Origin of the sequence: Virgibacillus doumboii (assembly GCF_902806455.1) — a bacterium.
In the GTDB taxonomy this organism is placed as follows: Bacteria; Bacillota; Bacilli; order Bacillales; family Amphibacillaceae; genus Lentibacillus; species Lentibacillus doumboii.
Window position 1 is genome coordinate 3,141,097 of the sequence record NZ_CADCWQ010000001.1, and the last position, 23,173, is coordinate 3,164,269.

Annotated in this window: 22 protein-coding genes; 9 read left to right on the forward strand and 13 right to left on the reverse strand. The window is 41.3% G+C overall.

Annotated features, from left to right (window positions below; translation table 11 throughout):
• Positions 1-23: 23 nt before the first annotated feature.
• The 8 genes from G6R02_RS15720 to G6R02_RS15755 form a co-directional block, all read right to left on the reverse strand.
• A complete protein-coding gene (locus tag G6R02_RS15720; protein ID WP_164670177.1) occupies positions 24-2,213 on the reverse strand; it encodes a DUF4129 domain-containing transglutaminase family protein in 2,190 nt (729 codons plus the stop codon).
• The gene (locus G6R02_RS15725) at positions 2,210-3,475 is read right to left on the reverse strand and encodes a DUF58 domain-containing protein (RefSeq protein WP_164670178.1); all 1,266 of its coding nucleotides are present in this window, start codon (positions 3,473-3,475) and stop codon (positions 2,210-2,212) included. Before G6R02_RS15725 ends, G6R02_RS15720 begins: the two co-directional genes overlap by 4 nt.
• Positions 3,475-4,437 carry an AAA family ATPase gene (locus G6R02_RS15730; RefSeq protein ID WP_164670179.1) on the reverse strand — a complete coding sequence of 321 codons (963 nt, stop codon included), beginning with the start codon at positions 4,435-4,437 and terminating at the stop codon, positions 3,475-3,477. Before G6R02_RS15730 ends, G6R02_RS15725 begins: the two co-directional genes overlap by 1 nt.
• Before the next feature lie 334 nt (positions 4,438-4,771).
• Positions 4,772-6,289 (reverse strand): amidase, encoded by a 1,518-nt coding sequence (locus G6R02_RS15735; protein ID WP_164670180.1) that lies wholly within the window; start codon positions 6,287-6,289, stop codon positions 4,772-4,774.
• A gap of 36 nt (positions 6,290-6,325) precedes the next feature.
• A complete protein-coding gene (locus tag G6R02_RS15740; protein WP_164670181.1) occupies positions 6,326-6,514 on the reverse strand; it encodes a hypothetical protein in 189 nt (62 codons plus the stop codon).
• An 18-nt stretch (positions 6,515-6,532) separates the two neighbouring features.
• Positions 6,533-7,699 (reverse strand): Ger(x)C family spore germination protein, encoded by a 1,167-nt coding sequence (locus G6R02_RS15745; protein WP_164670182.1) that lies wholly within the window; start codon positions 7,697-7,699, stop codon positions 6,533-6,535.
• On the reverse strand, positions 7,692-8,798 hold the full coding sequence (locus G6R02_RS15750) for a GerAB/ArcD/ProY family transporter (protein WP_164670183.1): 1,107 nt from the start codon (positions 8,796-8,798) through the stop codon (positions 7,692-7,694). Before G6R02_RS15750 ends, G6R02_RS15745 begins: the two co-directional genes overlap by 8 nt.
• A 3-nt stretch (positions 8,799-8,801) precedes the next feature.
• Entirely contained in the window at positions 8,802-10,349 is a 1,548-nt protein-coding gene (locus tag G6R02_RS15755; RefSeq protein ID WP_164670184.1) for a spore germination protein, read from the reverse strand.
• Positions 10,350-10,487: 138 nt separating this feature from the next.
• Here G6R02_RS15755 and G6R02_RS15760 point away from each other — a divergent pair, with 138 nt between their 5' ends.
• Together G6R02_RS15760 and G6R02_RS15765 are read left to right on the forward strand one after the other, a co-directional pair.
• Positions 10,488-11,492 (forward strand): DUF3231 family protein, encoded by a 1,005-nt coding sequence (locus G6R02_RS15760; RefSeq protein ID WP_164670185.1) that lies wholly within the window; start codon positions 10,488-10,490, stop codon positions 11,490-11,492.
• An 18-nt stretch (positions 11,493-11,510) separates the two neighbouring features.
• Positions 11,511-12,008, forward strand: coding sequence for a hypothetical protein (locus tag G6R02_RS15765; protein WP_164670186.1), 498 nt, complete (start codon positions 11,511-11,513; stop codon positions 12,006-12,008).
• Positions 12,009-12,058: 50 nt separating this feature from the next.
• Here G6R02_RS15765 and G6R02_RS15770 read toward each other — a convergent pair whose 3' ends face one another.
• Positions 12,059-13,228, reverse strand: a complete 1,170-nt coding sequence (locus G6R02_RS15770; RefSeq protein WP_164670187.1) for a D-alanyl-D-alanine carboxypeptidase family protein — start codon at positions 13,226-13,228, stop codon at positions 12,059-12,061.
• A 278-nt stretch (positions 13,229-13,506) separates the two neighbouring features.
• On the opposite strand from G6R02_RS15770, the gene G6R02_RS15775 reads away from it, so the two are divergent.
• Both G6R02_RS15775 and G6R02_RS15780 read left to right on the forward strand, forming a co-directional pair.
• The gene (locus tag G6R02_RS15775) at positions 13,507-14,235 is read left to right on the forward strand and encodes an ABC transporter ATP-binding protein (protein WP_164670188.1); all 729 of its coding nucleotides are present in this window, start codon (positions 13,507-13,509) and stop codon (positions 14,233-14,235) included.
• Positions 14,232-14,999 (forward strand): ABC transporter permease, encoded by a 768-nt coding sequence (locus G6R02_RS15780; RefSeq protein WP_164670189.1) that lies wholly within the window; start codon positions 14,232-14,234, stop codon positions 14,997-14,999. Before G6R02_RS15775 ends, G6R02_RS15780 begins: the two co-directional genes overlap by 4 nt.
• A gap of 320 nt (positions 15,000-15,319) precedes the next feature.
• On the opposite strand, the gene G6R02_RS15785 is transcribed toward G6R02_RS15780, so the two are convergent.
• On the reverse strand, positions 15,320-15,544 hold the full coding sequence (locus G6R02_RS15785; protein WP_164670190.1) for a hexameric tyrosine-coordinated heme protein: 225 nt from the start codon (positions 15,542-15,544) through the stop codon (positions 15,320-15,322).
• A gap of 183 nt (positions 15,545-15,727) precedes the next feature.
• Here G6R02_RS15785 and G6R02_RS15790 point away from each other — a divergent pair, with 183 nt between their 5' ends.
• The 5 genes from G6R02_RS15790 (at position 15,728) to opp4C (ending at position 21,884) form a co-directional block, all read left to right on the forward strand.
• Positions 15,728-16,699 (forward strand): ABC transporter ATP-binding protein, encoded by a 972-nt coding sequence (locus G6R02_RS15790; RefSeq protein WP_164670191.1) that lies wholly within the window; start codon positions 15,728-15,730, stop codon positions 16,697-16,699.
• A gap of 14 nt (positions 16,700-16,713) precedes the next feature.
• Positions 16,714-17,751, forward strand: a complete 1,038-nt coding sequence (locus G6R02_RS15795; RefSeq protein ID WP_164670192.1) for an ABC transporter ATP-binding protein — start codon at positions 16,714-16,716, stop codon at positions 17,749-17,751.
• 97 nt (positions 17,752-17,848) lie between these two features.
• Positions 17,849-19,657, forward strand: a complete 1,809-nt coding sequence (locus G6R02_RS15800; protein ID WP_164670193.1) for a peptide-binding protein — start codon at positions 17,849-17,851, stop codon at positions 19,655-19,657.
• Between the two features lie 323 nt (positions 19,658-19,980).
• Positions 19,981-20,949, forward strand: a complete 969-nt coding sequence (locus G6R02_RS15805; protein WP_164670194.1) for an ABC transporter permease — start codon at positions 19,981-19,983, stop codon at positions 20,947-20,949.
• Between the two features lie 11 nt (positions 20,950-20,960).
• Positions 20,961-21,884 carry an oligopeptide ABC transporter permease gene (gene opp4C, locus G6R02_RS15810; protein WP_164670195.1) on the forward strand — a complete coding sequence of 308 codons (924 nt, stop codon included), beginning with the start codon at positions 20,961-20,963 and terminating at the stop codon, positions 21,882-21,884.
• 135 nt (positions 21,885-22,019) lie between these two features.
• Here opp4C and G6R02_RS15815 read toward each other — a convergent pair whose 3' ends face one another.
• From G6R02_RS15815 to G6R02_RS15825, 3 genes are all read right to left on the reverse strand, one after another.
• The gene (locus G6R02_RS15815) at positions 22,020-22,193 is read right to left on the reverse strand and encodes a hypothetical protein (protein WP_164667199.1); all 174 of its coding nucleotides are present in this window, start codon (positions 22,191-22,193) and stop codon (positions 22,020-22,022) included.
• Complete coding sequence (locus G6R02_RS15820; RefSeq protein ID WP_164670196.1) at positions 22,177-22,455, reverse strand: hypothetical protein; 279 nt, start codon at positions 22,453-22,455, stop codon at positions 22,177-22,179. Before G6R02_RS15820 ends, G6R02_RS15815 begins: the two co-directional genes overlap by 17 nt.
• Positions 22,456-22,928: 473 nt before the next feature.
• Positions 22,929-23,117: a hypothetical protein gene (locus G6R02_RS15825; protein WP_164670197.1), complete on the reverse strand. Its 189-nt coding sequence runs from the start codon at positions 23,115-23,117 to the stop codon at positions 22,929-22,931.
• Between the last annotated feature and the right edge of the window lie 56 nt (positions 23,118-23,173).

Here is a 23,173-nt window from a genome sequence, read left to right on the forward strand (position 1 = left end):
TCTACTAACCAATAACATACCGGTCAAGTCATTATTTGCTTCATTAAATATTTCCATAATTGGCTTAAATTGGTCGTTTCCTGATCATCCATTTCATTTTTATACAAAATACTTTCGTAATGACTCGTTAACTGTTTCATAGCGTTGGTATCATAACGCAGATCCACGCGTTTGGAATACTCACGTAATGTCTGATCGGTTTTTTTCGGCAATCCTTTATGCGCTAACACGTTAAGCAGATAGTGATAAGCACTCTGGAATGTTTTTTCATTACTGTTATATTTAAATCGCCTATAGTAATAAACGGCTTTCCAGCGGAATCGTGTTATATACAAAATAAATGTAACAATAGCCACAACAGCAATTCCGATAAGGACATACCACCAATTCACTTCCATGCCGGCTGAGCTGCTGCTTTCAGATTGTGTTGATGTTTCCGGCTCAATTTCTTCCGGTTGTCTTTGCTGCTGTTCTGTGTCCGTTTCTGGAGTGGTTGTTGTATCCTCCTGCTGTGTCTCATCAGGGTTGAAATGAAAATCAGTTAAATTGGAAAAACCTTGTGTCGGCTCAAATGGAACCCAGCCACTGCCAGGAAAATATACTTCAACCCATGAATGTGCGTTTGCATTTGTTACTTCATAGACGTCATGGTCGTCTGAAGTAGCGCCCTGTTCAATTACTTCACCACTGGTAAAGCCTTTCACCCATCGTGCAGGGATGTCCAATGACCTGAGCAGTACTACCATCGAAGTGGAGTAATTATCACAATATCCTACCTTTGATTCGAACAGAAACTGATCTACATAGTCCTGATCTTCACCTGGCACAGGAACATTACTAATCTGGTACGTAAAACCGTTTCTGCTGAAATAGGATTCGATTGCCCTTGCTTTATCAAAACGGTTATCGTCCTCCGCAGTAATTTCTGCTGCCAGTTCGCCAACCCGGTCCGGTAAAGAATCCGGCAATTGGGTGTACCTGTCAAATATTTGTTTGGGATCCTCTATACTTGCCTCACGTAATTTATCGATGGCAAATGACGGCCGCTCATAGGTAATCGAATAACTATTCGCGCGGTAATCATTCCCCTCCCGTTGTGTCCGGATTTCTCCAAATTGACTATCCACCTGAAACTGAATGTCAGGGGCTGATGTTGTGGCAACCTCAGTTATTCCATATGGGTATACCAATTTGTTCATCTCATTGTTCCCCTGAAACTCCAGAGTTGTGGTTAATTCCTCTGTCTCCACACTATCTGAAAATGTCTCCAGTGAAATATTATTATTTTGCTGCAATTCATAACTTGGCTCGGCTGACTTTTCCCAGCCTTTACCTGTATAAACATCTTTTGTTTCTACACGCCAATAATGTTCCTCTTTTGCTTTTGCCTCAAATACCGGAGTGTAGTCCTGAATAAATGAACCGCCAAGTCTGGAGTCATTAGTCCCGTAGCCGACTTTCTGAACTACTGACCCACCATTACCGGAGCTTCCCGCATTTTCGGCTGCACTTTTTATAAACGGTACCGGGTCGGGCCATTGTGGATCAAACTTTGGTGCGGCATAACCAACTAATGTTGAAAACAGAACCACAGCGATTAGCGGAACTGCCCAAACTGCTGAACTTTTTAGCCAGGAAAAGCGAATAGCTTCCCGATCAATTTCTTTGAAAAAGTTTGTCATACCCAGTGCTGCAAACGAAATGATGAACGTACGAATAATTGCCGTATCTGCATCATAGACCGTAAACGTATCCAGTATCGTTAAATAAATAAACGTCAGCAGGATAAAAAAGAATATCCGTTTCATTACTATAAACCAATAGTGCAGCAGATAACTCATTAACCAAATTAGAAGCAGGAATAAAACGCTGCGGAACATCGGTGTCAGATCATACCATTGTTGTGAAAACAGGGCATTTATATTAAAGCCGATTTCCGTGAATACTTGTTTGAACCATAATTTACTTAAAACAGATTCTGTAAAAAACAGACTATTAATAATAAATGCAAGGCCAAATCCTTTTAACAGCATGGAAATCCACCATTTGACCTGAAGGATTGAAATAAAAAAACAAAAAACTGTAAATAAAATAAAAACGGTCAGATTATTTACATCACCAATCGCATTTACCGGGTACAGCCATTCGAGAAATAACACAAACGCACAAATATATAAAATAGAGGTGTATAGTAGTGGAAGTTTGGATTTCATGATACATTCACCTCAATCATATGTTGAACTAATTGTTTTTCGGTTATCATGTTAATAACAACTCCCTCAAAACGAAGCTGCTGAATAATATGGTGCTCATTGCGTGTAATCAGTGCGGATGACTGGATAAACAGGACAATCACCCGTTTTGTGCGTTGTTTTGCTTTCTGAATTGTTTCCTGAAAAGAAACATCCATATGAGTTGTAACCACGATCATATTTACTCCGGATGAGACTTTAGCCAATTCTTCTTTCAGTTTTACCGAAAACGGATGATCTCCACTTGGCTGCACCCTTGTAAGATGCTGCCGGATCAGATCCCTTTTTGCAGGATCATGGTGAAGTGGAAAATAGGAGGTTTCACTGCCTATTGACAGAAATCCCACCTGTGATTGCTTCCGGATTGTTTCCAGGAGTGACGTTGTAAGCTCAATCGCCGCTTCAAACGCCAGATCATTCATACCATGATAATGACTGGCATCCAAAATAACCATTGTATCCGTACTTTTTTCCTGTTCAAATTCCTTTGTGATGATGGTATTCTTTTTTGCTGTTTGTTTCCAGTCAATCCAGGAAAACTTATCTCCCGGCATGTACTCACGGATGCCTGTTGCCACATTTGTATTTTTCAAATTCATTGCATACGAAGAAACCGAACCTTGTTCAAAACTATTGATGCTTTCGGATATGTGTACAGGCCGTTCATTCGGAAATGCCACAATTTGGTCCGGCACTTTAAATACATGTTCTTTTTTGACAAAGCCAAATACATCCCCAATCCTGATACGCACGAACTGAAGCTGGTGCTCACCGCGAGGGACCTGTTCAATATAATATGGCAATTCAATCTCCCGTTTAAATCCCGGAAAAACAATCTTCTTTATTTTCCGGTTCACCTGTAATTTACCCGGTTGATCCATGTAACGGTATTTCTCATTATGACTATCCATCCGCTGCAATGTAACCGGGAAAACTTCTTCACAAATACAATAGTACAGCGGGTATGGAAATGATCGATTAATCTTCACTTTAACGGCCACCCGATCGCCGGCCCGGACTACATGATTGGAGAGTTTCCGTGTAACCTGCCAGTTTTTAATCGGATAAAACAACAAACCGATATGGTAAAGAAAAATAGGCGTATACGCAAAGAATAAAAACCAGCTTACAAAACCACCCTGGAACATGGCAAATGAAAATAAAAGCAGTAACAGGAGTACGACAAAAGCTAATTTGCCAATAAATCTGAGAATGCCTTTCATTAATTAAATTCCTTTCGAATCGGAATATGTGTATTTTTTACCACGTTATCGATAACTTCTTCGTTTGTCAGGCCGTCATATTTTGCCTCTGAAGTTAAGATGATGCGATGACCTAAAACGAACGGCGCCAAATATTTCACATCGTCAGGCAGAACGTAGTCACGTCCGTCGATGTACGCATAAGCTTTGGCAGCTTTCATCAATGCAATCGATCCACGCGGGCTGACCCCGAGGTAAATATTGCTGCTATTACGCGTTCCAGTTACTAGATTTATAATATACGTTTGCACACTTTTATCGATATAAATATCTTTTACTTCTTCCTGGATGGATATCAATTCTTCTTTATTGATGACAGCAGAAATTGTTTCGATTGGATGGTCTTTGGATGTAAGTTCAAGCATTTGCAGTTCTTGCTCGGTTGAAGGGTATCCCATTTTAAGTTTTAAAATAAAACGGTCAAGCTGGGCTTCTGGAAGTGGGTAGGTTCCTTCATATTCGATTGGGTTTTGTGTTGCCATTACAAAAAACGGTTGTTTCAATGGAATGGTATTGCCATCAACAGTTACATTTTTTTCTTCCATTCCTTCGAGCAGTGCCGATTGTGTTTTCGGGGATGTACGGTTAATTTCATCGGCAAGCACAATATTACCGAGGATTGGACCACCGCGGAACTCGAACTCCATCTCTTTCGGGTTATAAATCGATACCCCTGTTACATCTGAAGGCAATAAATCCGGAGTGAACTGAATTCTTCTAAAATCACAGTCCAACGATTTCGCCAACGTTCGTACAAGCATCGTCTTTCCAACACCCGGAACATCCTCAAGCAGGACATGCCCCTGGGAAAGTAGTGCTACTAAACTCAATGTGGCGGCTTCTTCCTTGCCAATCATAACTTTATTTATATTCGTTAAGACTTTTTCGATCCTTTCATTATTAACTGCGGTTTCTTGCATCATATTTGCCTGACTCCTCCCTGACCACGTTTACTTTTTCTATTAAACTATAGTTAGTTTAATAATACTAAAAATATACTATTAATAAAAGAAGAATAATAGATAATATTGCTCATTTTCTAAATCAGTTCGTTTTTTTCCAGTGCCGTGACAAGTATCTGGTGGGGTTGTTCCTTTCTGCCGATGTCCATGCTGTTCTGCCGATGTTTGGGATCTCCGATCGATATATGGCTGTTTCCGGTTGATATATCTCTCTGGTTGATAATCGGCGTCCCAAGCCAATATCCCGCGCTTCACACCAACCTGAATTCCCCGCCAACATCCTTATTAATCATTATTAATAGTTTTGTTCTATTTTATACTGCAATATCGGATTTCCTTTCACTCCAATCCATATATCTGATTGTTCCAGCTGATGAGCCAGTTGCAACAACTGATCCTCCCTGCCTTTTCCAGCCATTACCTGAACTCCCAGTGGAAGACCTTCTTCGGAAACATGAACGGGTACCGACATTGCCGGTTGTCCAGTGAGATTTGCCAACTGTGTAAACGGTGTGTACGTTAGACTTGGCAAAAACATCTCATAAATGAGTTCCTGCTGTTCCGATTTGTCTGATTCGACAATCCGGGCACATAGTTTCTCCTGCTCATTCACAGATTGAGTCAGCTCACCAACCTTGGGGGCAGTATATGCTGTTGCAGGTGTCATATAAAAATCATATATTTCATGGAAAGTTGCCATTTTTGCCGCTGCAACGTCCCACGATGCCAGGCTTGCTGAAAACTCCGCTGCTGAGACTGATTTTCCTGCCACATTCAACAGCCATGTTTCTATCTCGACATCATCAGCGGTGAGCGGTTTGCCAATACTATTTTCCAGTTTTTTCACAAGTGCAGCTATTTCACCGCTGTTCATTAAATAATAATCTTTCATTAACTGGATGCCGTCCACATCATTGTCCCGCTCCTCAACGATATGCCCTTCACTTTCCAGCCACTTAACCGTTTTCCACACAGCCTGTCGTGCATCATCAGAAACAGGTGTCCCGACTGGAGATTTCATCGTATAGGCAATCCGGAGTGGTTTCGCAAATTCCCTTTTCCTGTTTTCCTTATAGCTGCCTGAAAATAATGGTGTCTGGAATGCCGCTTCAGGCTGAACGACCTGTAATATATCAAGCATTGCCGCACTGTCCCGGACACTGCGGCTAAGCACAAAATCGATTGCAGCTCCCTGCCATTGTCTTCCCACTCCCGGACCTACAGGTGTACGGCCGCGGGTAGGCTTTAATCCGAACAACCCGGTAAAAGAAGCCGGAATTCGGATTGAACCTCCACCATCACTAGCGCCTGCAACCGGAACAATACCAGATGCAACTGCCGCGGCAGCACCACCGCTTGATCCGCCCGGGGAGTATTCCATATTCCATGGATTTCGTGTTGCGCCGTGTACTTCAGGTTCAGTAATGTTTTTAAGTCCGAATTCCGGTGCGTTCGTATGCCCTATAAATAATAGCCCGGCGTCACGCAGTTTTTTTACAAAATTAGAATCATGCCCGGCTACCGATGACTTTAATAACCTTGACCCGGAATCAACTGGCTCCCCTTCCATTGAATGGGAAAGGTTCTTCAGCAACGATGGCACCCCTGAAAATGCGCCCATAGTATACCTATGTTTTTTTGCCTCAACAGTTGCCCGCTCTTTTCGATTATGGACTACCGCGTTCAACGATGGATTCAGCTTGTCCAGTTGTTCAAAGCTGCATTCCAGGAGCTCTGCAGGTGTTACTTGTTTTGATTGAACCAATTCTGCCATTTCAGTTGCATCCATTGCTAAATAGGATTGAAGATTCATGCGTTCACCTCGTATTGTTCTATTTCCTCCATTGTATCATGATTTTTTGTCAGGTTTCGACTTGCCGGTATTTTCATAAACCGATTCAGAATTCTTCCAGGGAGGATCCCCATAGTCATGCAGCTTTTCATTCACCTTGAACACTGTGTATGGTATAACAAAAACCAGAAATGCACCAAAAAACACCCACATTTCAGGTAACCTGTCCTGCAAAATATTCCACATACCAATCACTCGTCTCTGTTAGTTTTGAGTCTCGTCCGTTGCTCCCATTGAACGCACTTTCACACCGGCCGTTACATGTATACTGCTGTCAGAAAAAATATTTTTTCCCTTATCCCAATCCTTCTTTACCTTCTGCCAAAAATCATAATGATGGTTCTGTAAAGTACGACCAATACCAAAAATATCAGCCTTTAATTCGTCCTGCGCTTTCTTAATTGATCGATTCATTAATTTCTCTATTTTGTTTTCCGCTTGTTTCTCGATATCCCTTAATTTCCTATTTGATGTCAAACTATTATTTCCAAAGGTCTCGGAGATTTTCCCTTCAACTTCGACTTTAATCGAAACACCGACTTTTGCCTTTGACTTTTCACTAATCTCCATTGAACTCTTAATTGACATCATTTCCAGGGTGATCTGCTCTCCATCAACTTTAGTTTCCAGCGTTCCTCCATCAATTTTTCCAGTGATAAGATTATACCCTTTTGTTTCTTCTGCATTCAGTGTTCCTACCATCAAATCTGTATGTCCCTGGAATACCGCTATACCTTCATAGTCCAGTCTATCCCCCTTTTTCACCATCCTGGGAACAACGTAGCTGCTATTGGCCAAAAGACTCTCGTGGAGATCACCAAGCCTCAGTTGTCTAGCAACTTCGGAGTTTTTAAAACTGTTATCGATAATTGATTGAATGTGCATCACAGGTAGCTGTTCATTCTCAGGTTTTATTTCAAATGCTTCCTTCGCCTTTCCATCTATAATAATTACACTTACTCCACGGCGCATTTCGTGATCCCGAATGAAAAGGTCCATTACATTGGCAAATAATTTTGTCTTTGCCAATTCACCCGATACAGCAATAAGCTGCATATGCGGCAAAAATGGCGAGCGGCTTGTAATGGTGGACATTTCTCCTTGAATTGCAATCAGGCTATTACCGGTTACCGTCAAATTAGCAAAGGCTTTGCTGGCGCTTCCTCCCTGTGTTTGTCCGCTTAGCCCGGCAGGCACCGCAAGCTGATTCGTAATTGTTACCGCATTCTCTTTCTCTGATTCTTCAGGAAGATCAACGGCAATTCCAACGATAAACCCGCGATCTTCTATTTCAACTCTGTCCCAGCAGCCGGCTAACAGGAGAAGCATCAGTAAAGCCTGCACCAAATATATCCATTTTCGCTTAACCATTGCTTTTCACACCCCTAACTTTTAAGGCAATATAAAGCAATATAGTAATAAACACTGTCACCAGAAATCCATAGTAACTAATGAATAACCCAAATAAAGATACTTCATTAACATTCTGCGGGATCATACCAATAATGTACGCCAATGGAGCTAATAGAAATATAAGCTGATGTTTTCGGTCTTTCTTAAAAATAGAGTTCAGCAGAAATACAGCTCCATCCAATCCCATTACTGTTGTATTAAAAATGGCCATGATCCAAATGACAAAGAAAAGTGATTCGAACCGTTCAAAAAAACCACCCGGTATTTCAACGTCTTTTGCAAGTTCAACAGTAGGATAGATCAGGTTCCCGGCAGCGAGATTTCCAAACACACCGATACACATTACGTAAAGCAAAATATATAAAACTACTGCTATTGACATGCCGATAGATGCTTTTTTCGGTACGTTTCGAGGATGTTTGACCAGTGATGTATAAAATAAAAGAATCCCAAAGCCCAGAAAGGAAAAGATGCTTTGATTAAGTGCTTTTAAATACCCATTCATATCTGTTTTCAGCACAGGCAACAGGTTCCTCGGCTCAAATAAACCTGTCGTAAATAGCATGACAAGAAATGAGATAAAAATGATAAACGGGAGGAACATCACATTTAAACGGAACAACCCCGCCCTTGAACCGGATACCGCGTATACAACTACCAATAAGAAAGTAAGCCCGACAACCCCAAATGGTGTCTGGTCAAATAAATATTGTTCAGCAACATTAGCTATCACACGTGTCTGAAAAGCAGTTATCAATAAGCCTTGGATTGACATTATTATGGTAAAGACCACCCCAATGAATCTGGAAGTGATTGTGGAAGTATAGGTAATGAAGCTTTGTTGCGGAAATTTTGCAGCCAGATTTGCTACAAACCATGTCAGGAAGATGATAACAATACCGCCAACAATAAGTGGGAACAGTCCATCAACACCAATTGTCGGCTTTGCAAGGCTTTTTGGCAACGACAATATCCCAACCCCGATAACAATGGAAGGGACTGCAATCATTATTTCTTTGTCACGAATTGCATCGTCCGCATACTCAAATCTTTTCATAACCTATGCTTCCCCTTTATCCGTGGATTTGCTGTCATCTGTCTGTAAATAACCCGGCCTTCTTGTCAGCATGGTAATTGGCGCCCGCAGTACAAGGTCTTTGAAATCTTTAAAAAAGAATGGAGCAAACGGGCTTGAAAAAGGTACACCAAAACTCCTCAGATTGACAATATGGATATTGACCATGATATAAATGAGGATAACTCCGTATAACCCGAGGACGGCAGCCGCAATCATGAATGCAAAGCGCAATAGCCGAAACGAAATTGCCACACTGTAGTCCGGAATGGAAAATGACGCTATTGCTGTCAGTGCCACAACGATAACCATAACCGGACTTACGATACCTGCCGTTACAGCAGCCTCACCGATTACCAGACCTCCTACAATACCAATTGTCTGTCCAATTGTTTTTGGCAATCGAGCCCCTGCTTCACGAAGCAGTTCCATTGTAATCGCCATTATAATTGCCTCAATGGCTGCAGGAAATGGCACACCTTCCCTTGTTGCAGCAATGGAAAAAGCAAGTTTAGTCGGAATCATTCCCTGATGGTAGGAAAGCAGTGCAATATATAATGCCGGTAAAAACATGGAAAAAAATGCGGCTAAATAACGTAAAGCCCGCAAAAACGTACCAATTGTCCACCGTTCATAAAAGTCTTCCGGCGATTGCAGTGTATTCCCCAAAGTCACAGGAGCAATCAGTACAAATGGTGTCCCGTCCAGGATAATACCGAATTTTCCCTGAAGCAGCGCTGCAGAAACTTTGTCAGGTCTCTCTGTATTCGTCAACTGGGGAAATGGGGACAGAAAGCTGTCTTCAATCCACTCCTCTATAAAACCGGACTCAGGCGCATTATCCAAGTCTATCGTCGCAAGTCTTCGCTTAACTTCTTTGACGATATCCGGGTGAATAATCCCCTCCACATACGTGAGGACCAAATTCTTTTTGGAACGGCGCCCTACCTGGAATGTTTCAAATCGTAAATTAGGATCACGAATATGCCGGCGGATTAAAACCATATTTGTACGCATATTTTCAATAAAGCCCTCACGCGGACCACGAATCAGTGATTCCGAAACAGGTTCCTGAATGGCACGTGTTTTCCATCCTTTGGCATCAATAATTATTGCTTTATCCAATCCATCCAAATAAAGTATTGAGCTTCCATATAATAAAGCATTGGATACTTCATCAAGTGTCTTACCTTTTGAAACATCACTGATAGAAACAAGCTCCATTTCAATTTCATGCAGTAAATCTTTGGTATTGTATGGAAGCTCCTTTTTTTCAGCAAATATTTGAAGATTTTTAAGTACGTTATCATTTACTCTATCTTTGTCTACTAAACCATCAATAAAAACAATGGCACAGCGATGATCGGTATATCCAAGGCTGAATTCCCGGATGACTAAATCATTCGGTTCCTCGAGCATAATTTTTAAAACAGACATATTTTTATCAAGACTTTTTTTCAAATCAACCGGAAATTCAGTTTCTTTCTCTCTTTTCTGTTGTTGTTTCTTCTTAAAAAACGATCCCAGTCCCATTCGAATGCCCTCATTTTCAATTACCGTTTCCCTTTTGTTTCCCTTAAGTTCAGCTTTTTATACGAATTGTGGATTTGTGTATAAGTCTTTCCACGTAATACATACTAAGTGCACGGACCAGTTTAAGGAGGATTTTATATGCCAGAAGAAAATGTAAGCATAACCTCAGCTGAAATGGGAGAAATGTGGGGAGCGTACATGAATGCAAGCTTGATGACACATGTTTTATCATACTTTGAAGAAAAGGTTGAGGATGGTGATATTCGTGAAGTTGTTCGAGAAGCTCTCGACATAATGAAATCCCATAAACAGCAGTTTACAGACTTATTCGAAAAGGAAAACATGCCTGTACCATACGGGTTTACGGATGAGGATCTGAACGCCAGTGCCCCAAGACTGTTTTCAGATAACTACTTTCTGCAAAACATAATGCAGCTGGGGTCATTGGGAATGAAATCCTATTCAATGGGTATTAGTTATTCAACAAGACAGGATATCTATTCTTTTTTTTCAGAGGGGTTTCAGGATTTTAATAAACTGCATCAGAAAACGGTTATGACCGGATTATCCAAGGGGCTCATCAGCAAACCACCAATTATTCCGAAGCGAAAGGAACGGGATTTTGTTAAAAAGCAAAACTTCCTGACGGGATGGTTTGGAAAACGGCGTCCATTACTTTCCGTAGAGATAGCCAATCTATATTCGAATATTAAAAGAAATGTACTTGGTGCCGCAACAATTACCGGATTCGCTCAGGTAGCGCAATCCAAAGAAGTGAAGGACTACTTTATCCGAGGGGTCGAAATAGCCCAGAAGCATGCGGAAATATTCAATTCCATTTTAAATGAGAATAATATCCCGGCACCAACTGGTTCCGACACAATGGTAACAGCTGAAGCAGAAGTTTCACCTTTCTCGGATAAATTGATGATGTATCATACAACCGGGATGATTACACTTGGGATAGGATTCTATGGATTAAGCATATCAAGCAATATTCGCAGGGACATAGCTACACACTATGTTCGATTAACAGAGGAAATAATGCTATACTCCGAAGACGGCGCCAACATTATGATCGATAATGGATGGCTTGAAGAACCTCCACGAATGGTAGACCGTGATGAACTGGCAAAAGGCTAACAGGAAACAGGTTCGTATATGAAAAAACAATATGGAAAAAATAGAGACAAACTGGAAATGCTGTTATGGAGTATCGCCCTGCCCGGATTCGGACAAATATTAAATCGTCAGTTTTTGAAAGGGATTACCCTGGTTGCACTTGAAATTGCTATTAATGTATTAGGAAATTTTAATCAGATAATCATTTTAAGCTATCATGGTAAAATTCAGGAAGCCATCGAACAAACGAATTATCAATGGCTGATGTTCTACCCGTGTCTATATTTCTTTGCAATATGGGACGCCTATAAAGAAGCAGAGGGAGAAAGTAAACCGTATACATTCCTGCCATTCGTATTTTCAGCCTATTTTGTTACGCTTGGTTTAATTTTTTCACCAAACTTTACAATATTTGGTTACTTAATCGGTCCGATGTGGCTGCCGATTATGGCGCTGCCTGTCGGATTGGCTATCGGTGGTATACTTAGATGGATTTTATTAAAACGATTAGAAAAAAACAGTACAGTTGAAACATAGAAAAGGATTCTCAGTAAACATGGAAGATGTACATGAGAATCCTTTTCATTTTAATTATATTTTTTAATCCGGTGACGACGGAAATATAGACCAGCTAAACCAAGGAAGATGATTGTAGAAGCAATCAACATCACCTGATGGTCTCCGATAAAAGAATTCGTCTTCACTTCATGGCTGACAGTTTTTGCATCGTTACCTTTCTTCTTTTCTACTTTAGCTAATGAAAATGAATTTATCACTGATCCGGATTGGCTGATTACATCCAATGTACCGTCAGCATTCATTTCTTTCGTTACTGGTTTATTATTTAGATGGGTATAGGTCAGATATTCAGTTGTTTGATATGTTTGATCGCCTGATTTAAATGTCGTCCCTTTGGCAATGGACGTCCTTTCAAAATTTTTAAATGCATAGTCTAATAGATTCGTAGTGTCTTTATATGCCTCAGACTGGAAATTAGTATTTAACGTAATAACAATCAGGCCTAAATCATCTCTTTTAGCTGTTGTTGCCAATGTAAATCCGGACTGATTCACAAACCCTGTCTTTCCACCTGTTATCCCTTCGTACGAACCCTGGTGCAATAATTTATGATGTGTTATCAGAGTCGTATCCCATGACTCACCATGCCATTCCAGCTTGACTGTACCGAAGATTTCCCGGAACAGGTCATTTTGCAACGCATATTTGGTGATTTTGGCTAAATCTTCAGCCGTTGTAACATGATTGGGATCAAAAAGTCCATGCGGGTTTTCAAAGTGTGTCTTTTCCACACCGATTACATTTTTTAAATAATCATTTATATCGAATGCAAACTGCTTAACACTGCCGCTAAGATGTTCGGCAATTGCTACGCCTGCATCATTACCGGAATTAATTAATAATCCCTGGATAAGTTTTTTTAATGTTACCCGCTCTCCTTCTTCCAGGTAGACTCTCGTTCCTTCGATATTCCTTGCTTTCTCACTGACCGTTACGATATCATCCAGGTCACCAGTTTCAATAGCGTAAATAGCTGTGGCGATTTTGGTTAAACTCGCTGGATACATTTTTGTATGTGCATTATTTTCATAGAGGACATCCCCAGTCTTTGAATCAATCACAATAGCAGCTTCACTGATTATAGAAGGAGGCTGTGTTGTTGTTTCTGCGTGTGTCGTGGAGATTAGGAGTGGATTCAGGCTGATAACTGCTGCTAATAAAATAATAAACTTTTTCACGATTCCACCTGCTTTAAAAAAATTGCTTTGTCTTTATATATATGGAGCTAAAATTAACTTCCATCAATTAAATCTAGCATAATTGTATACTATTTTTGGGTGAAATTTGTCCTAAATTGTAAATTGTTAAGTGTCTGTAATAGGTAAATATTTACAATAAATTAATACTGAATGCGAAAAAGGTGTTAGGTTGTCCTTTACAGGGGAACATATTTATAATAGCTAAGGAGAAAATAACTCATAGTTACGTTCTTTTTTTATAGTAAGGATGTGAAAAAGTGACGGCAAATGATGCAGCACTGCAGTTTAATGAAGTGAATTATTCGGCAGAGGGCATACATATTTTAAAAAATATTACCGGATCAATCCCTGAGGGGAAAATCACAACACTGGTCGGTCCGTCCGGTGCTGGAAAAACAACCTTGTTCAAACTGTGCAATGGACTGCAGTCACCGGACTCTGGAGATATTTATATTAAAAATAAACATATCGACAGCTATGATCCGGTGGAATTACGGCGTAATGTGGGAATTGCATTGCAAAAAGCAACAATGATTGGCGGAAGTGTACAGAAAAATCTGGAGCTCCCATTAAAGCTGCAGGGCCAGGAATTATCTATGGAGCGGGCAAAAGAACTTTTAAAAGTAGTCGGTCTGGATGAGGATTTTTTACGGCGAAACACGAAAGATTTATCAGGTGGGCAGCAGCAAAAACTGTCGATTGCACGCACACTCGTAAACAGTCCCGAAGTTTTATTGCTTGATGAAATCACATCATCACTGGACAGTGTTTCCCGGCAGGACATTGAAGAACTTATCGTGGAAATAAAACGTAAATACGGAACAACAATTTTATGGATCACCCATAATTTGCAGCAGGCACTGACAATTGGTGATTATACGTGGGTGATGATGGACGGGGAAGTCGTTGAGACAGGTGAAAGTGAATTGTTGAGGGATCCGCAAAATGACCGGGTAAAACGCTTTGTAAGGGGTGAAATCGAATGAGCTACCTTACGTTAGGTATTTCGCTTTTATTTGTTATCATTCCGCTTGTTTTATCCAAAACACTTAAATTGGGACTGGAAAAAGATACCGTTATCGCAGCCATCCGCTCCATTATTCAATTGCTTGCAGTTGGCTATGTGCTCCAATTTGTCTTTGATTCCGAAAATATGATTTATATCCTGTTGATGGTCGTACTGATGATAGGCGCAGCAACACACAATGCACAGAAAAAAGGTGCAGCTATTAAGGGGATTATCTGGAAATTAGTGGTGACATTCGTTTTTGTGGAAATTCTGACACAAAGTATTTTGCTCGGATTAAATATTACACCGCCAACTGCTCAATACATCATTCCAATTAGCGGGATGGTGGTTGGAAACTCGATGGTGCTTGCCATCCTGTTCCTTAACCGTTTCACATCGGAAATAGAAACACATCAGGATGAAACCGAACTAGTCCTGTCACTTGGCGGAACACCAAAACAGGCAATCCATACCCAGTTGATTAATTCCATTCAGGCAAGTACGATTCCAACGATTGAAAGCCAGAAAACAATCGGGCTTGTTCAGCTTCCAGGTATGATGAGTGGTCAAATCATTGCTGGTGCAGACCCTGTACAGGCGGTAATGTTCCAGCTGCTTATCCTGTTTCTTCTGTTGACGACCGCCGTTGTGACCAGTATCATGATTGGTTATCTATCGTATCCGACGCTGTTTAATCAGCGGATGCAGTTGGTAAAACAGCCCGGGGGCAATGAGTCCTGAGCCAAATTTTATGGGGGCGCCGATGAAGGTTTTCGCTTTGATTTAAGCTGTGATTTAATCTTCTTAATCTTTATTAGTCACCCTTCAGCAGAAATCTGGATCCATTCGGGCACTCATATACCCGATGAGTTACCTTTCAACAGTATTCTGGCTTCGTTCGGGCACTCATATCCTTTCATCAGGTGCCCCGTTTCCCTGGGTCCTCATAAATCTGATTTTCAAGCGTGCGCTCAGTCAGCAGTAAAGACGATTTTAAAAACTATTATAAAAACAAAAACAGACCAGGCACACTCATGCCTGGTCCTATCTATGTTCTTCTCTCATCTCCAATAGTTATTCGCCACTGCAACTGTCTGATAATGAATCGCAACAACTTGCGAAGCCATTGTCAGACTATCCGCATTATCCGCATATACCGGTCTTAATTTCTCCCGGACATCCGCATCAGGCTGGGTATACCCCACACCCTTTCTGGCAAGTTTAATCGCCAGCTCAAAACCTTCCTGTGGTGTATCTGTTTTTAAACTTGGAAGCCATTCTGCCATAATATCCACCCCCCTCTCACTCAAATATAAACTTTTCTGAAAAAATAACAATTAATATATGGCTTTATATCACCTTTTTAATTGAAGTAAATTATAATCTCTATAAAAATTTACACGAATTTTCGAATAAAAATAGAAGCAACTTCATTTAATATAAGAAACATTCTTTTCGAGGTGAAATATATGGCGCAAAAACCGCTTTTGGAGGTTGAAGGATTAAAGACGCACTTTTACCTGGATGATAACTTAGTCGCAAAAGCAGTTGACGGTGTTGACCTATCAGTAAAACCCGGTGAAACAGTTGCAATTGTTGGAGAGTCCGGAAGTGGTAAGAGCATCACCTCCCTGTCAATCATGCAATTAGTTCAAAAGCCGGGAAAGATCATCGAAGGTACCGTAAAACTGGAAAGTCAAAATCTGCTTGAAAAATCACCGAAACAGATGACAAAAATACGCGGTAATGATATCGCAATGATTTTTCAGGAGCCGATGACCGCACTAAATCCGGTCTATACAATCGGCAATCAGATTATTGAAACAATACGAAAGCACAAGAAACTTCCGAAAAAAGAAGCCCGGCACAGAGCAATCGAATTACTGCAGATCGTTGGGTTTCCGAGAGCAGAGGAAATTATTGATGAATATCCGCATCAGCTGTCTGGTGGTATGCGCCAGCGGGCGATGATTGCGATGGCGATTTCATGTGAACCAAAATTGTTAATCGCTGATGAACCATCGACAGCATTGGATGTGACAATACAGGCGCAAATACTGGATTTATTAATCGAAATGAAAAAAGAGCTTGATATGGCAATTCTGCTGATAACACACGATTTAGGTGTAGTTGCTGAGTATGCCGATCGGGTTTTGGTTATGTATGGCGGCCAAATTGTTGAAGAAACGTCAGTTGAAAAACTGTTTAAAAATACAAAACACCCCTATACAACGGGATTACTTGAGAGCTTACCTAATTTAGATAAAGAGATGGATCGATTAGGACAGATTAAAGGCACCGTGCCACCCGCACACAGTTTCCCGAAAGGATGCCGTTTTTCAGCCCGATGCCCGCATGTAATGGACCGCTGCCTGGAATCAAATCCGGAATTGCGCGATGTCGAGGCAAATCACAAGGTTCGTTGTTATCTCTATGAATAAGGGGGCTACATACAATGGCGATTTCCGATGAACAGATTTACCATAATAAGTCTGAAAATACAGAAAACAAAGGTGAAGAAGTTCTGCTTCAGGCTGAAAACATTAAAAAATACTTCCCAATTCAAGGAGGAATTTTGAGACGTACAGTAGGCCATGTCAAAGCTGTTGATGACGTTTCGTTTGAAATAAATAAAGGTGAAACACTTGGAGTTGTAGGAGAGTCAGGTTCAGGCAAGTCCACCCTGGGCCGGGTTATTCTGCGCCTTCTTGAGCCAACTGAAGGTAACATCAGATTCGAAAAAAATAATATTGCACACCTTAGTAAACGGCAACTTCGAGGCTATCGAAAAAATATGCAAATTGTTTTTCAGGATCCTTTTGCTTCGCTCAATTCCAAAATGAGTGTCGGTGAACTTATTGAGGAGCCTTTGCTTGTTCAAACGTCAGCCAATAAAGCCGAACGCAAGGAAAAGTCCATTGAACTGCTGGAGAAAGTTGGGTTGCGTGCAAGTGACCGGACAAAATATCCGCATGAATTTTCCGGGGGCCAGCGTCAGCGGATCAGCATCGCCCGCGCACTGGCACTCAATCCAAAATTTATTATCTACGATGAGCCGGTTTCGGCACTTGATGTCTCGATTCAGGCACAGGTACTGAACTTAATGGCTGATCTGCAGGATGAATTTGACTTAACCTATTTGTTCATTGCACATGACTTAAGTGTTGTAAAGCACATAAGCAGTCGTGTAGCTGTCATGTATCTCGGACGAATTGCCGAGATTGCACCGAAGAATTCACTTTATGATAACCCGCTTCACCCATATACCCAGGCATTACTTTCATCTGTACCATCAACAGACATCTATAATCGCCGCGAAAAAATCAAATTAACCGGAGACTTGCCGAGCCCTGCCAATCCACCATCCGGGTGTGTGTTCCGGACGCGTTGTCCATTTGCACATGACCGGTGTTCCGTGGAACGGCCGGAACTTAAGGAAGTCGGTAACGGTCATCACGTTGCATGCCACTTGTACGACGAATCGAACATATAACAAGGCGGGTACTGAATAAAGCATTGGGGGTGATTTATCAGCAAAAGAACCGTAAGAATTTGCTTCGATACAAAAAAATAAAAGGGGTGATTTTTCGATGTTGAGAAAAAATTGGCTGTTTTTGCTGATTGTTGCACTGACATTTGGATTGCTTCTTGCCGCATGCAGTGGTGGTGACTCAACCGAAGAAGGCACAGAGGATGAATCCGGAGAAGGGACAGAGCAGGAAGAAACAAGTGAAGAAGAACAAGCTTCTGATGAGCCACAGATGGGCGGCACACTGACAGGTGCAATGGACACAGCACCTGCCGGTATGTTTAACCCTATTTTTTATGAAGAAGCATACGAAGCCAATATTCTTGATTTCACACATGAAGGGCTTCTCGATCAAAATAAAAAGCTTGAATTTATACCGAACCTTGCAAGTGACTGGAAAATAAACGAAGACAATACAGAAATCACATTAACACTTGAAGAAGGCGTTACCTGGCATGATGGTGAGCCATTTACTGCAGAAGATGTTGTATTTACCTATAAATCAATTGCAAAGCCGGGATATGTGGAAGCAGGCGGTATCCGTACCGAGTATGTGGTAAGACTGCTTGGCTACGAAGAATTCAACAGCGGAGAAACAGATGAATTTAAAGGTGTTGTTGCCGAGGACGAACATACGGTTACCTTTAAATTTGCCGAACCGAATGTAACCATTTTAAAAGATGTTTCCTTCCCGATTATACCGGAGCATGTATTTGGAGATGTCCCGATAGCCGAAATGCCGGAACATCCAGCATCACTAAATGCAGGTGAAGTAATCGGAACAGGACCATTCCAGTTCACTGAAATGCTTGAACGTGAGCAATATGTACTCTCAAAGAATGAAAACTACTGGAAAGGCGAGCCGTACCTTGACCAGATTGTCTGGCGAATTGTTGAACAATCCGTAATGCTTGGACTGCTGGAAAACGGTGAGATTGATTTCATTGCCGATCCAAATGGAGTCCCTGCAGCTGATTATGAAACGGTAGCCGGCCTTGATCATGTAGAGATTATTGAACAGACTGATTTTGGCTACCAGCTGATGGGCTTCAAAATAAATCACCGAACAGCTGCTGACGTTGAAAGCGGGGCAATTGAACCTGACAATTGGGTGCCAAATGAAGATATGAGTAATCAGCAGGTTCGACAGGCAATGGCATATGCAATTAACCGCAAGGCCATTGTTGATAACCTGTTGTACGGTCATGGTTCTGTTATCAATGCGCCAATTGCACAGCAATTCTGGGCATATGATGAAGAAGCAGTTACAGCGTATGAATACAACCCTGAAAAAGCCGGGGAATTGCTTGATGAAGCGGGATATACAGATACAAACGGTGACGGTTTCAGGGAAACACCTGATGGAGAGGAATGGGTCGTTAACCTGAACTATCCAACGGGTAACCAGCTCCGTGAAGATTCTGCACCGATTATCGCACAGTTCCTTGAAGAAGTTGGTATAAAGATTGATTTGCGTCAGCCAAAAGAAATGACTGCCTATGTTGAAAATTTAACGAACGATAATACGGACTGGGATCTTTACCTGCTTGGCTGGAGCCTGGGCAGTGGTGATCCTGACCCATCCGCATTGTGGAAATCAACGGCAGCCTACAACTTCTCAAGGTGGAATAATCCGGATTCTGACCGGTTAATGCAGGAAGCGATGCAGGCACCTGAAGCATTTGAACAATCCTATCGTGCAGAAAAGTACAGTGAATGGCAGGCACTGTTTTCAGAGGATTTACCAGCCCTTCTCCTGTACGCACAAAATAAAATTTACGCTTTCAATCAACGTTTGCATGGTGTTGATCCAATGCCGTACTCGTTTATAAACGATCCTCACAAATGGTGGGTATCTGAGCAGAAATAGATTAGCCCATTTGAAAGAGCGTGTGGATAGCACCGCATGCTCTTTTTTTAAAAAGTACACTAAGAATAATTTGTTGCTACCTGAATCCGCAGTCTGTATACACTTCGCTTTCCGGGGGCGGCTGGTGAGCCCTCTCCGTGCTTACGCACTCCGTGGTCTCACCGATGCCTTAGCTCCCCCAGGAGTCTACGTGTATACAGCCTGCTAGTAAAAAAATGTATACCAAGAATAATAGTAATATACGTACCTTTTAAAAAATCGAAGTATAATAACACACAAAATTCAAAGATAAAAAGCCCGGTTAAACTAAAGGGGGGAGACTTATGTACAAATATATCATTCGTCGGACACTTGTATTTATTCCAATGCTTTTTGCCCTGACCATCATTGTATTCGGGCTTGCAAAAGCAGCACCCGGGGATGCGTTAACCGGGCAATCACTTGCTGACCCGAATGTTGATCCGGAAGTATATGAACAGCAGCGGGAAGCATTAGGACTGAACGATCCATTACCTGTTCAATATTGGCGGTGGATAAGTGATGCCGCACAGGGGGACTTTGGAAAATCATTAGTCTTTAACGGACGTTCCGTAGCCGAGCTGATTGAAGCCCGGTTTGCCAACACCCTTTATTTAGGCCTCTTCTCACTTGGTATTACGATTCTAGTGGGTATTCCAATAGGGATTTATTCTGCACGACATCCTTATTCGCTCCTTGATTATGGAGCAACGGGATTCGGCTTTCTCGGCCTTGCCATTCCAAATTTCTTTTTCGGATTAATTGCTATATACTTCCTGTCTATTAATCTGGGATGGTTCCCTGCACAAGGCACACTATCTGCTCCGGGCATGACCGGTTTTGAAGCATTCATGGATCGTATTCACCATATGATATTACCCGGGATAACACTTGGCCTGGCAGGAACAGCAACATACATGCGCTACATGCGTTCGGAAGTGCTTGATGTCCTGGGCAGTGATTACATCCGAACCGCACGAGCCAAAGGGATGAGCGACACGAACGTTCTTTATAAACACACCCTCCGTAACGCACTAATCCCGATTATTACGCTAATGGGATTTGAAGTTGGTGTTTTACTGAGTGGTGCGGTTATTACCGAACAGGTCTTTCAGTACCCAGGGCTCGGAACACTGTTTTTAAGTTCAGTGGTAAACCGTGACTTTCCGGTAGTAATGGCGATTGCCCTGATATTGGGCGTACTGATTTTGATTGGAAACTTATTAGCCGATATTTTTTACAGCATTATCGATCCAAGAATCCGATACGATTGAGGTGAAAACATATGCATTCAAATCTGCAAGAACCATCGTCGCCACAGCCAGAAGGCAACCCGGATGAAAGCCAAGTCAAAAGCAAAAGCCCATTTCAATTGGCATTACGCCGGTTCATGCGAAACAAGTTAGCTGTCATCAGCGTCTTTGTTTTAATAATGATTACCATCGTATGTGTGATGGCTCCTGTATTTACCGACCAGGATCCGGAGAAAACAAATCTATTACTGATTGAGAAAGGACCGAGCGAGGAACATATTCTGGGCACAAACGGACAAGGGCAGGATAACTTTGCACGCTTGTTATATGGCGGACGAATTTCACTAATTGTCGGTTTCAGTGCAATGTTCTTCACATTGGTAATCGGAGTTATTCTGGGTTCGGTTGCCGGCTATTACGGCGGCAAGATAGACGGATTAATCATGCGGGCGGCCGATATAATGCTCATGCTCCCGTTCCTGGTACTGGTGCTTACGATAATGGCCATTATTGAGGAAGTGACCATCCAGATATTTGTCACCATTATCGCGATTACATCCTGGCCGAATCTGACGCGGATCATCCGGGGAACGTTCCTATCGCTCCGTGAACAGGAGTTTGTCCTTGGCGCACGAGCAATCGGAGCAACCGATTTTCGGATTATTTTTAAACACTTTATACCAAATGCGATTGGGCCAATTATTGTTAATGCCACATTGATGATGGCTGTATATATTATCATTGAATCAGGTCTCAGCTTTATCGGTTTTGGCATTCCACAACCAACACCAACGTGGGGGAATATGATTTCAGAGGCAATGAACGTCCGGATTCTCCGTGATCATCCGGAAGCCTGGATTCCACCGGGAGTAGCGATTTTGGTTACTGTGCTGGCGATAAACTTTATTGGTGACGGGTTGCGTGATGCGTTTGATCCGAAGAGTAAGCAGCGGTAGGGGGTGTGAGATAAATACTTATAATGAGGAGTCTTCCGTTGTGGGGGCTCTGTTTGTTTTTTATCCAAAAGATATTAGCTGATTTTGGGATAGACAAAGAAGCCGCGCAGCCTTATTTGAGATTATGCCCTTAATTTAACCTTTTAAAGTCCCATAGGGTATTTGTTTTGCAGTCAAAACAGGCATATATGACAATCCTTTATAAGCATCCAAATGTATCCGTTCCTTAACTTCTGGTGGATATGCAAGTATATTGCTTAATTCATCAAGGGCAGTTTGTGACCAATAGACATTATAAGTTTTGTTCACTTTCAAACTCCCTGATTTTATGCTGAAGATACTTTAGTCCCTGCTCTTGATCATAAATACGTCCATTTTCACGATCTTCCCGACTTTTCTGTACCTGCTGGATGAGTTCCTTATCAATAGAAAAAAGGTCTAAGTCCATTTGATCAATTGCTTCTCTTTCCCGTTTCATATTTAAATAACCAATAAAGTCATATACTTCAGCCCTATCTTCTTCGTGAATAAAGTCAATCAGCCGTTTTAGTTCTTTACGGTTAACACTCATTTTAAACACAGCCTTATTATTTACTAACACCATTATAGCTTTGAATGAATCATTTCTAGAACCCATCCTTATTTCAATATAAAATTCACTCCAAAATCTTATTCAATAAGCGGGCCCGATAATAGCAAAGTTTATTAATTACCTAGATGATTGAATTAGTAAGGACGTGTCTTATTAAGGAGCAAACCCATAAAAAAGTAATATAAATATAAAGGATAATACATATCCAATACCTACTAACAAGGCTATCCAAATTATTAACATAGCAATTTTTGACCAAGTTCTTTTAAACGATTCATTAGTAAATTTAAATAATTTGTAACCGACTAAAATAAACAGTGGAATGAGGTAAAAGTACAAGAAAAAATTCACCCAGTCAAACTGCTTTTGAAAACCACCATCAACAGGATTATCATATAAATGATACGTTGATGAAATATAAATTAGTCCACTCATAAAAACAATAGATAGTTTTATAAAAACGATTCTTTTAATGTCTTTGCTATTTCCTTGTTGCCGGTTCCCAGCGTTAACACATTTAATACCCCAGTAATACCAAGAAATCCAAAAACAATATACCCTTGCATTGAATAATCAGTACTCCAAACACCTATAAAGAATGAGATTAAAATAATCAGAAGTAAACCTGCTCGTAAAGTCACACTTACCCCCCTTAAATCATTTAATTCGTATCCAACAATCTGGTTCAATTCAGAAA

Excerpts from the sequence above, each read along its gene's own strand:
- G6R02_RS15725 (WP_164670178.1), bottom strand. The coding sequence starts at position 3,475 with ATGAAAGGCATTCTCAGATTTATTGGCAAATTAGCTTTTGTCGTACTC.
- G6R02_RS15735 (WP_164670180.1), bottom strand. The coding sequence starts at position 6,289 with ATGAATCTTCAATCCTATTTAGCAATGGATGCAACTGAAATGGCAGAA.
- G6R02_RS15745 (WP_164670182.1), bottom strand. The coding sequence starts at position 7,699 with ATGGTTAAGCGAAAATGGATATATTTGGTGCAGGCTTTACTGATGCTT.
- G6R02_RS15805 (WP_164670194.1), top strand. The coding sequence starts at position 19,981 with ATGTACAAATATATCATTCGTCGGACACTTGTATTTATTCCAATGCTT.
- G6R02_RS15800 (WP_164670193.1), top strand. The coding sequence starts at position 17,849 with ATGTTGAGAAAAAATTGGCTGTTTTTGCTGATTGTTGCACTGACATTT.
- G6R02_RS15720 (WP_164670177.1), bottom strand. The coding sequence starts at position 2,213 with ATGAAATCCAAACTTCCACTACTATACACCTCTATTTTATATATTTGT.
- G6R02_RS15780 (WP_164670189.1), top strand. The coding sequence starts at position 14,232 with ATGAGCTACCTTACGTTAGGTATTTCGCTTTTATTTGTTATCATTCCG.
- G6R02_RS15790 (WP_164670191.1), top strand. The coding sequence starts at position 15,728 with ATGGCGCAAAAACCGCTTTTGGAGGTTGAAGGATTAAAGACGCACTTT.
- G6R02_RS15750 (WP_164670183.1), bottom strand. The coding sequence starts at position 8,798 with ATGAAAAGATTTGAGTATGCGGACGATGCAATTCGTGACAAAGAAATA.
- G6R02_RS15730 (WP_164670179.1), bottom strand. The coding sequence starts at position 4,437 with ATGATGCAAGAAACCGCAGTTAATAATGAAAGGATCGAAAAAGTCTTA.
- G6R02_RS15740 (WP_164670181.1), bottom strand. The coding sequence starts at position 6,514 with ATGTGGAATATTTTGCAGGACAGGTTACCTGAAATGTGGGTGTTTTTT.
- G6R02_RS15795 (WP_164670192.1), top strand. The coding sequence starts at position 16,714 with ATGGCGATTTCCGATGAACAGATTTACCATAATAAGTCTGAAAATACA.
- G6R02_RS15755 (WP_164670184.1), bottom strand. The coding sequence starts at position 10,349 with ATGGGACTGGGATCGTTTTTTAAGAAGAAACAACAACAGAAAAGAGAG.
- G6R02_RS15760 (WP_164670185.1), top strand. The coding sequence starts at position 10,488 with ATGCCAGAAGAAAATGTAAGCATAACCTCAGCTGAAATGGGAGAAATG.
- G6R02_RS15820 (WP_164670196.1), bottom strand. The coding sequence starts at position 22,455 with ATGAGTGTTAACCGTAAAGAACTAAAACGGCTGATTGACTTTATTCAC.
- opp4C (WP_164670195.1), top strand. The coding sequence starts at position 20,961 with ATGCATTCAAATCTGCAAGAACCATCGTCGCCACAGCCAGAAGGCAAC.
- G6R02_RS15785 (WP_164670190.1), bottom strand. The coding sequence starts at position 15,544 with ATGGCAGAATGGCTTCCAAGTTTAAAAACAGATACACCACAGGAAGGT.
- G6R02_RS15765 (WP_164670186.1), top strand. The coding sequence starts at position 11,511 with ATGAAAAAACAATATGGAAAAAATAGAGACAAACTGGAAATGCTGTTA.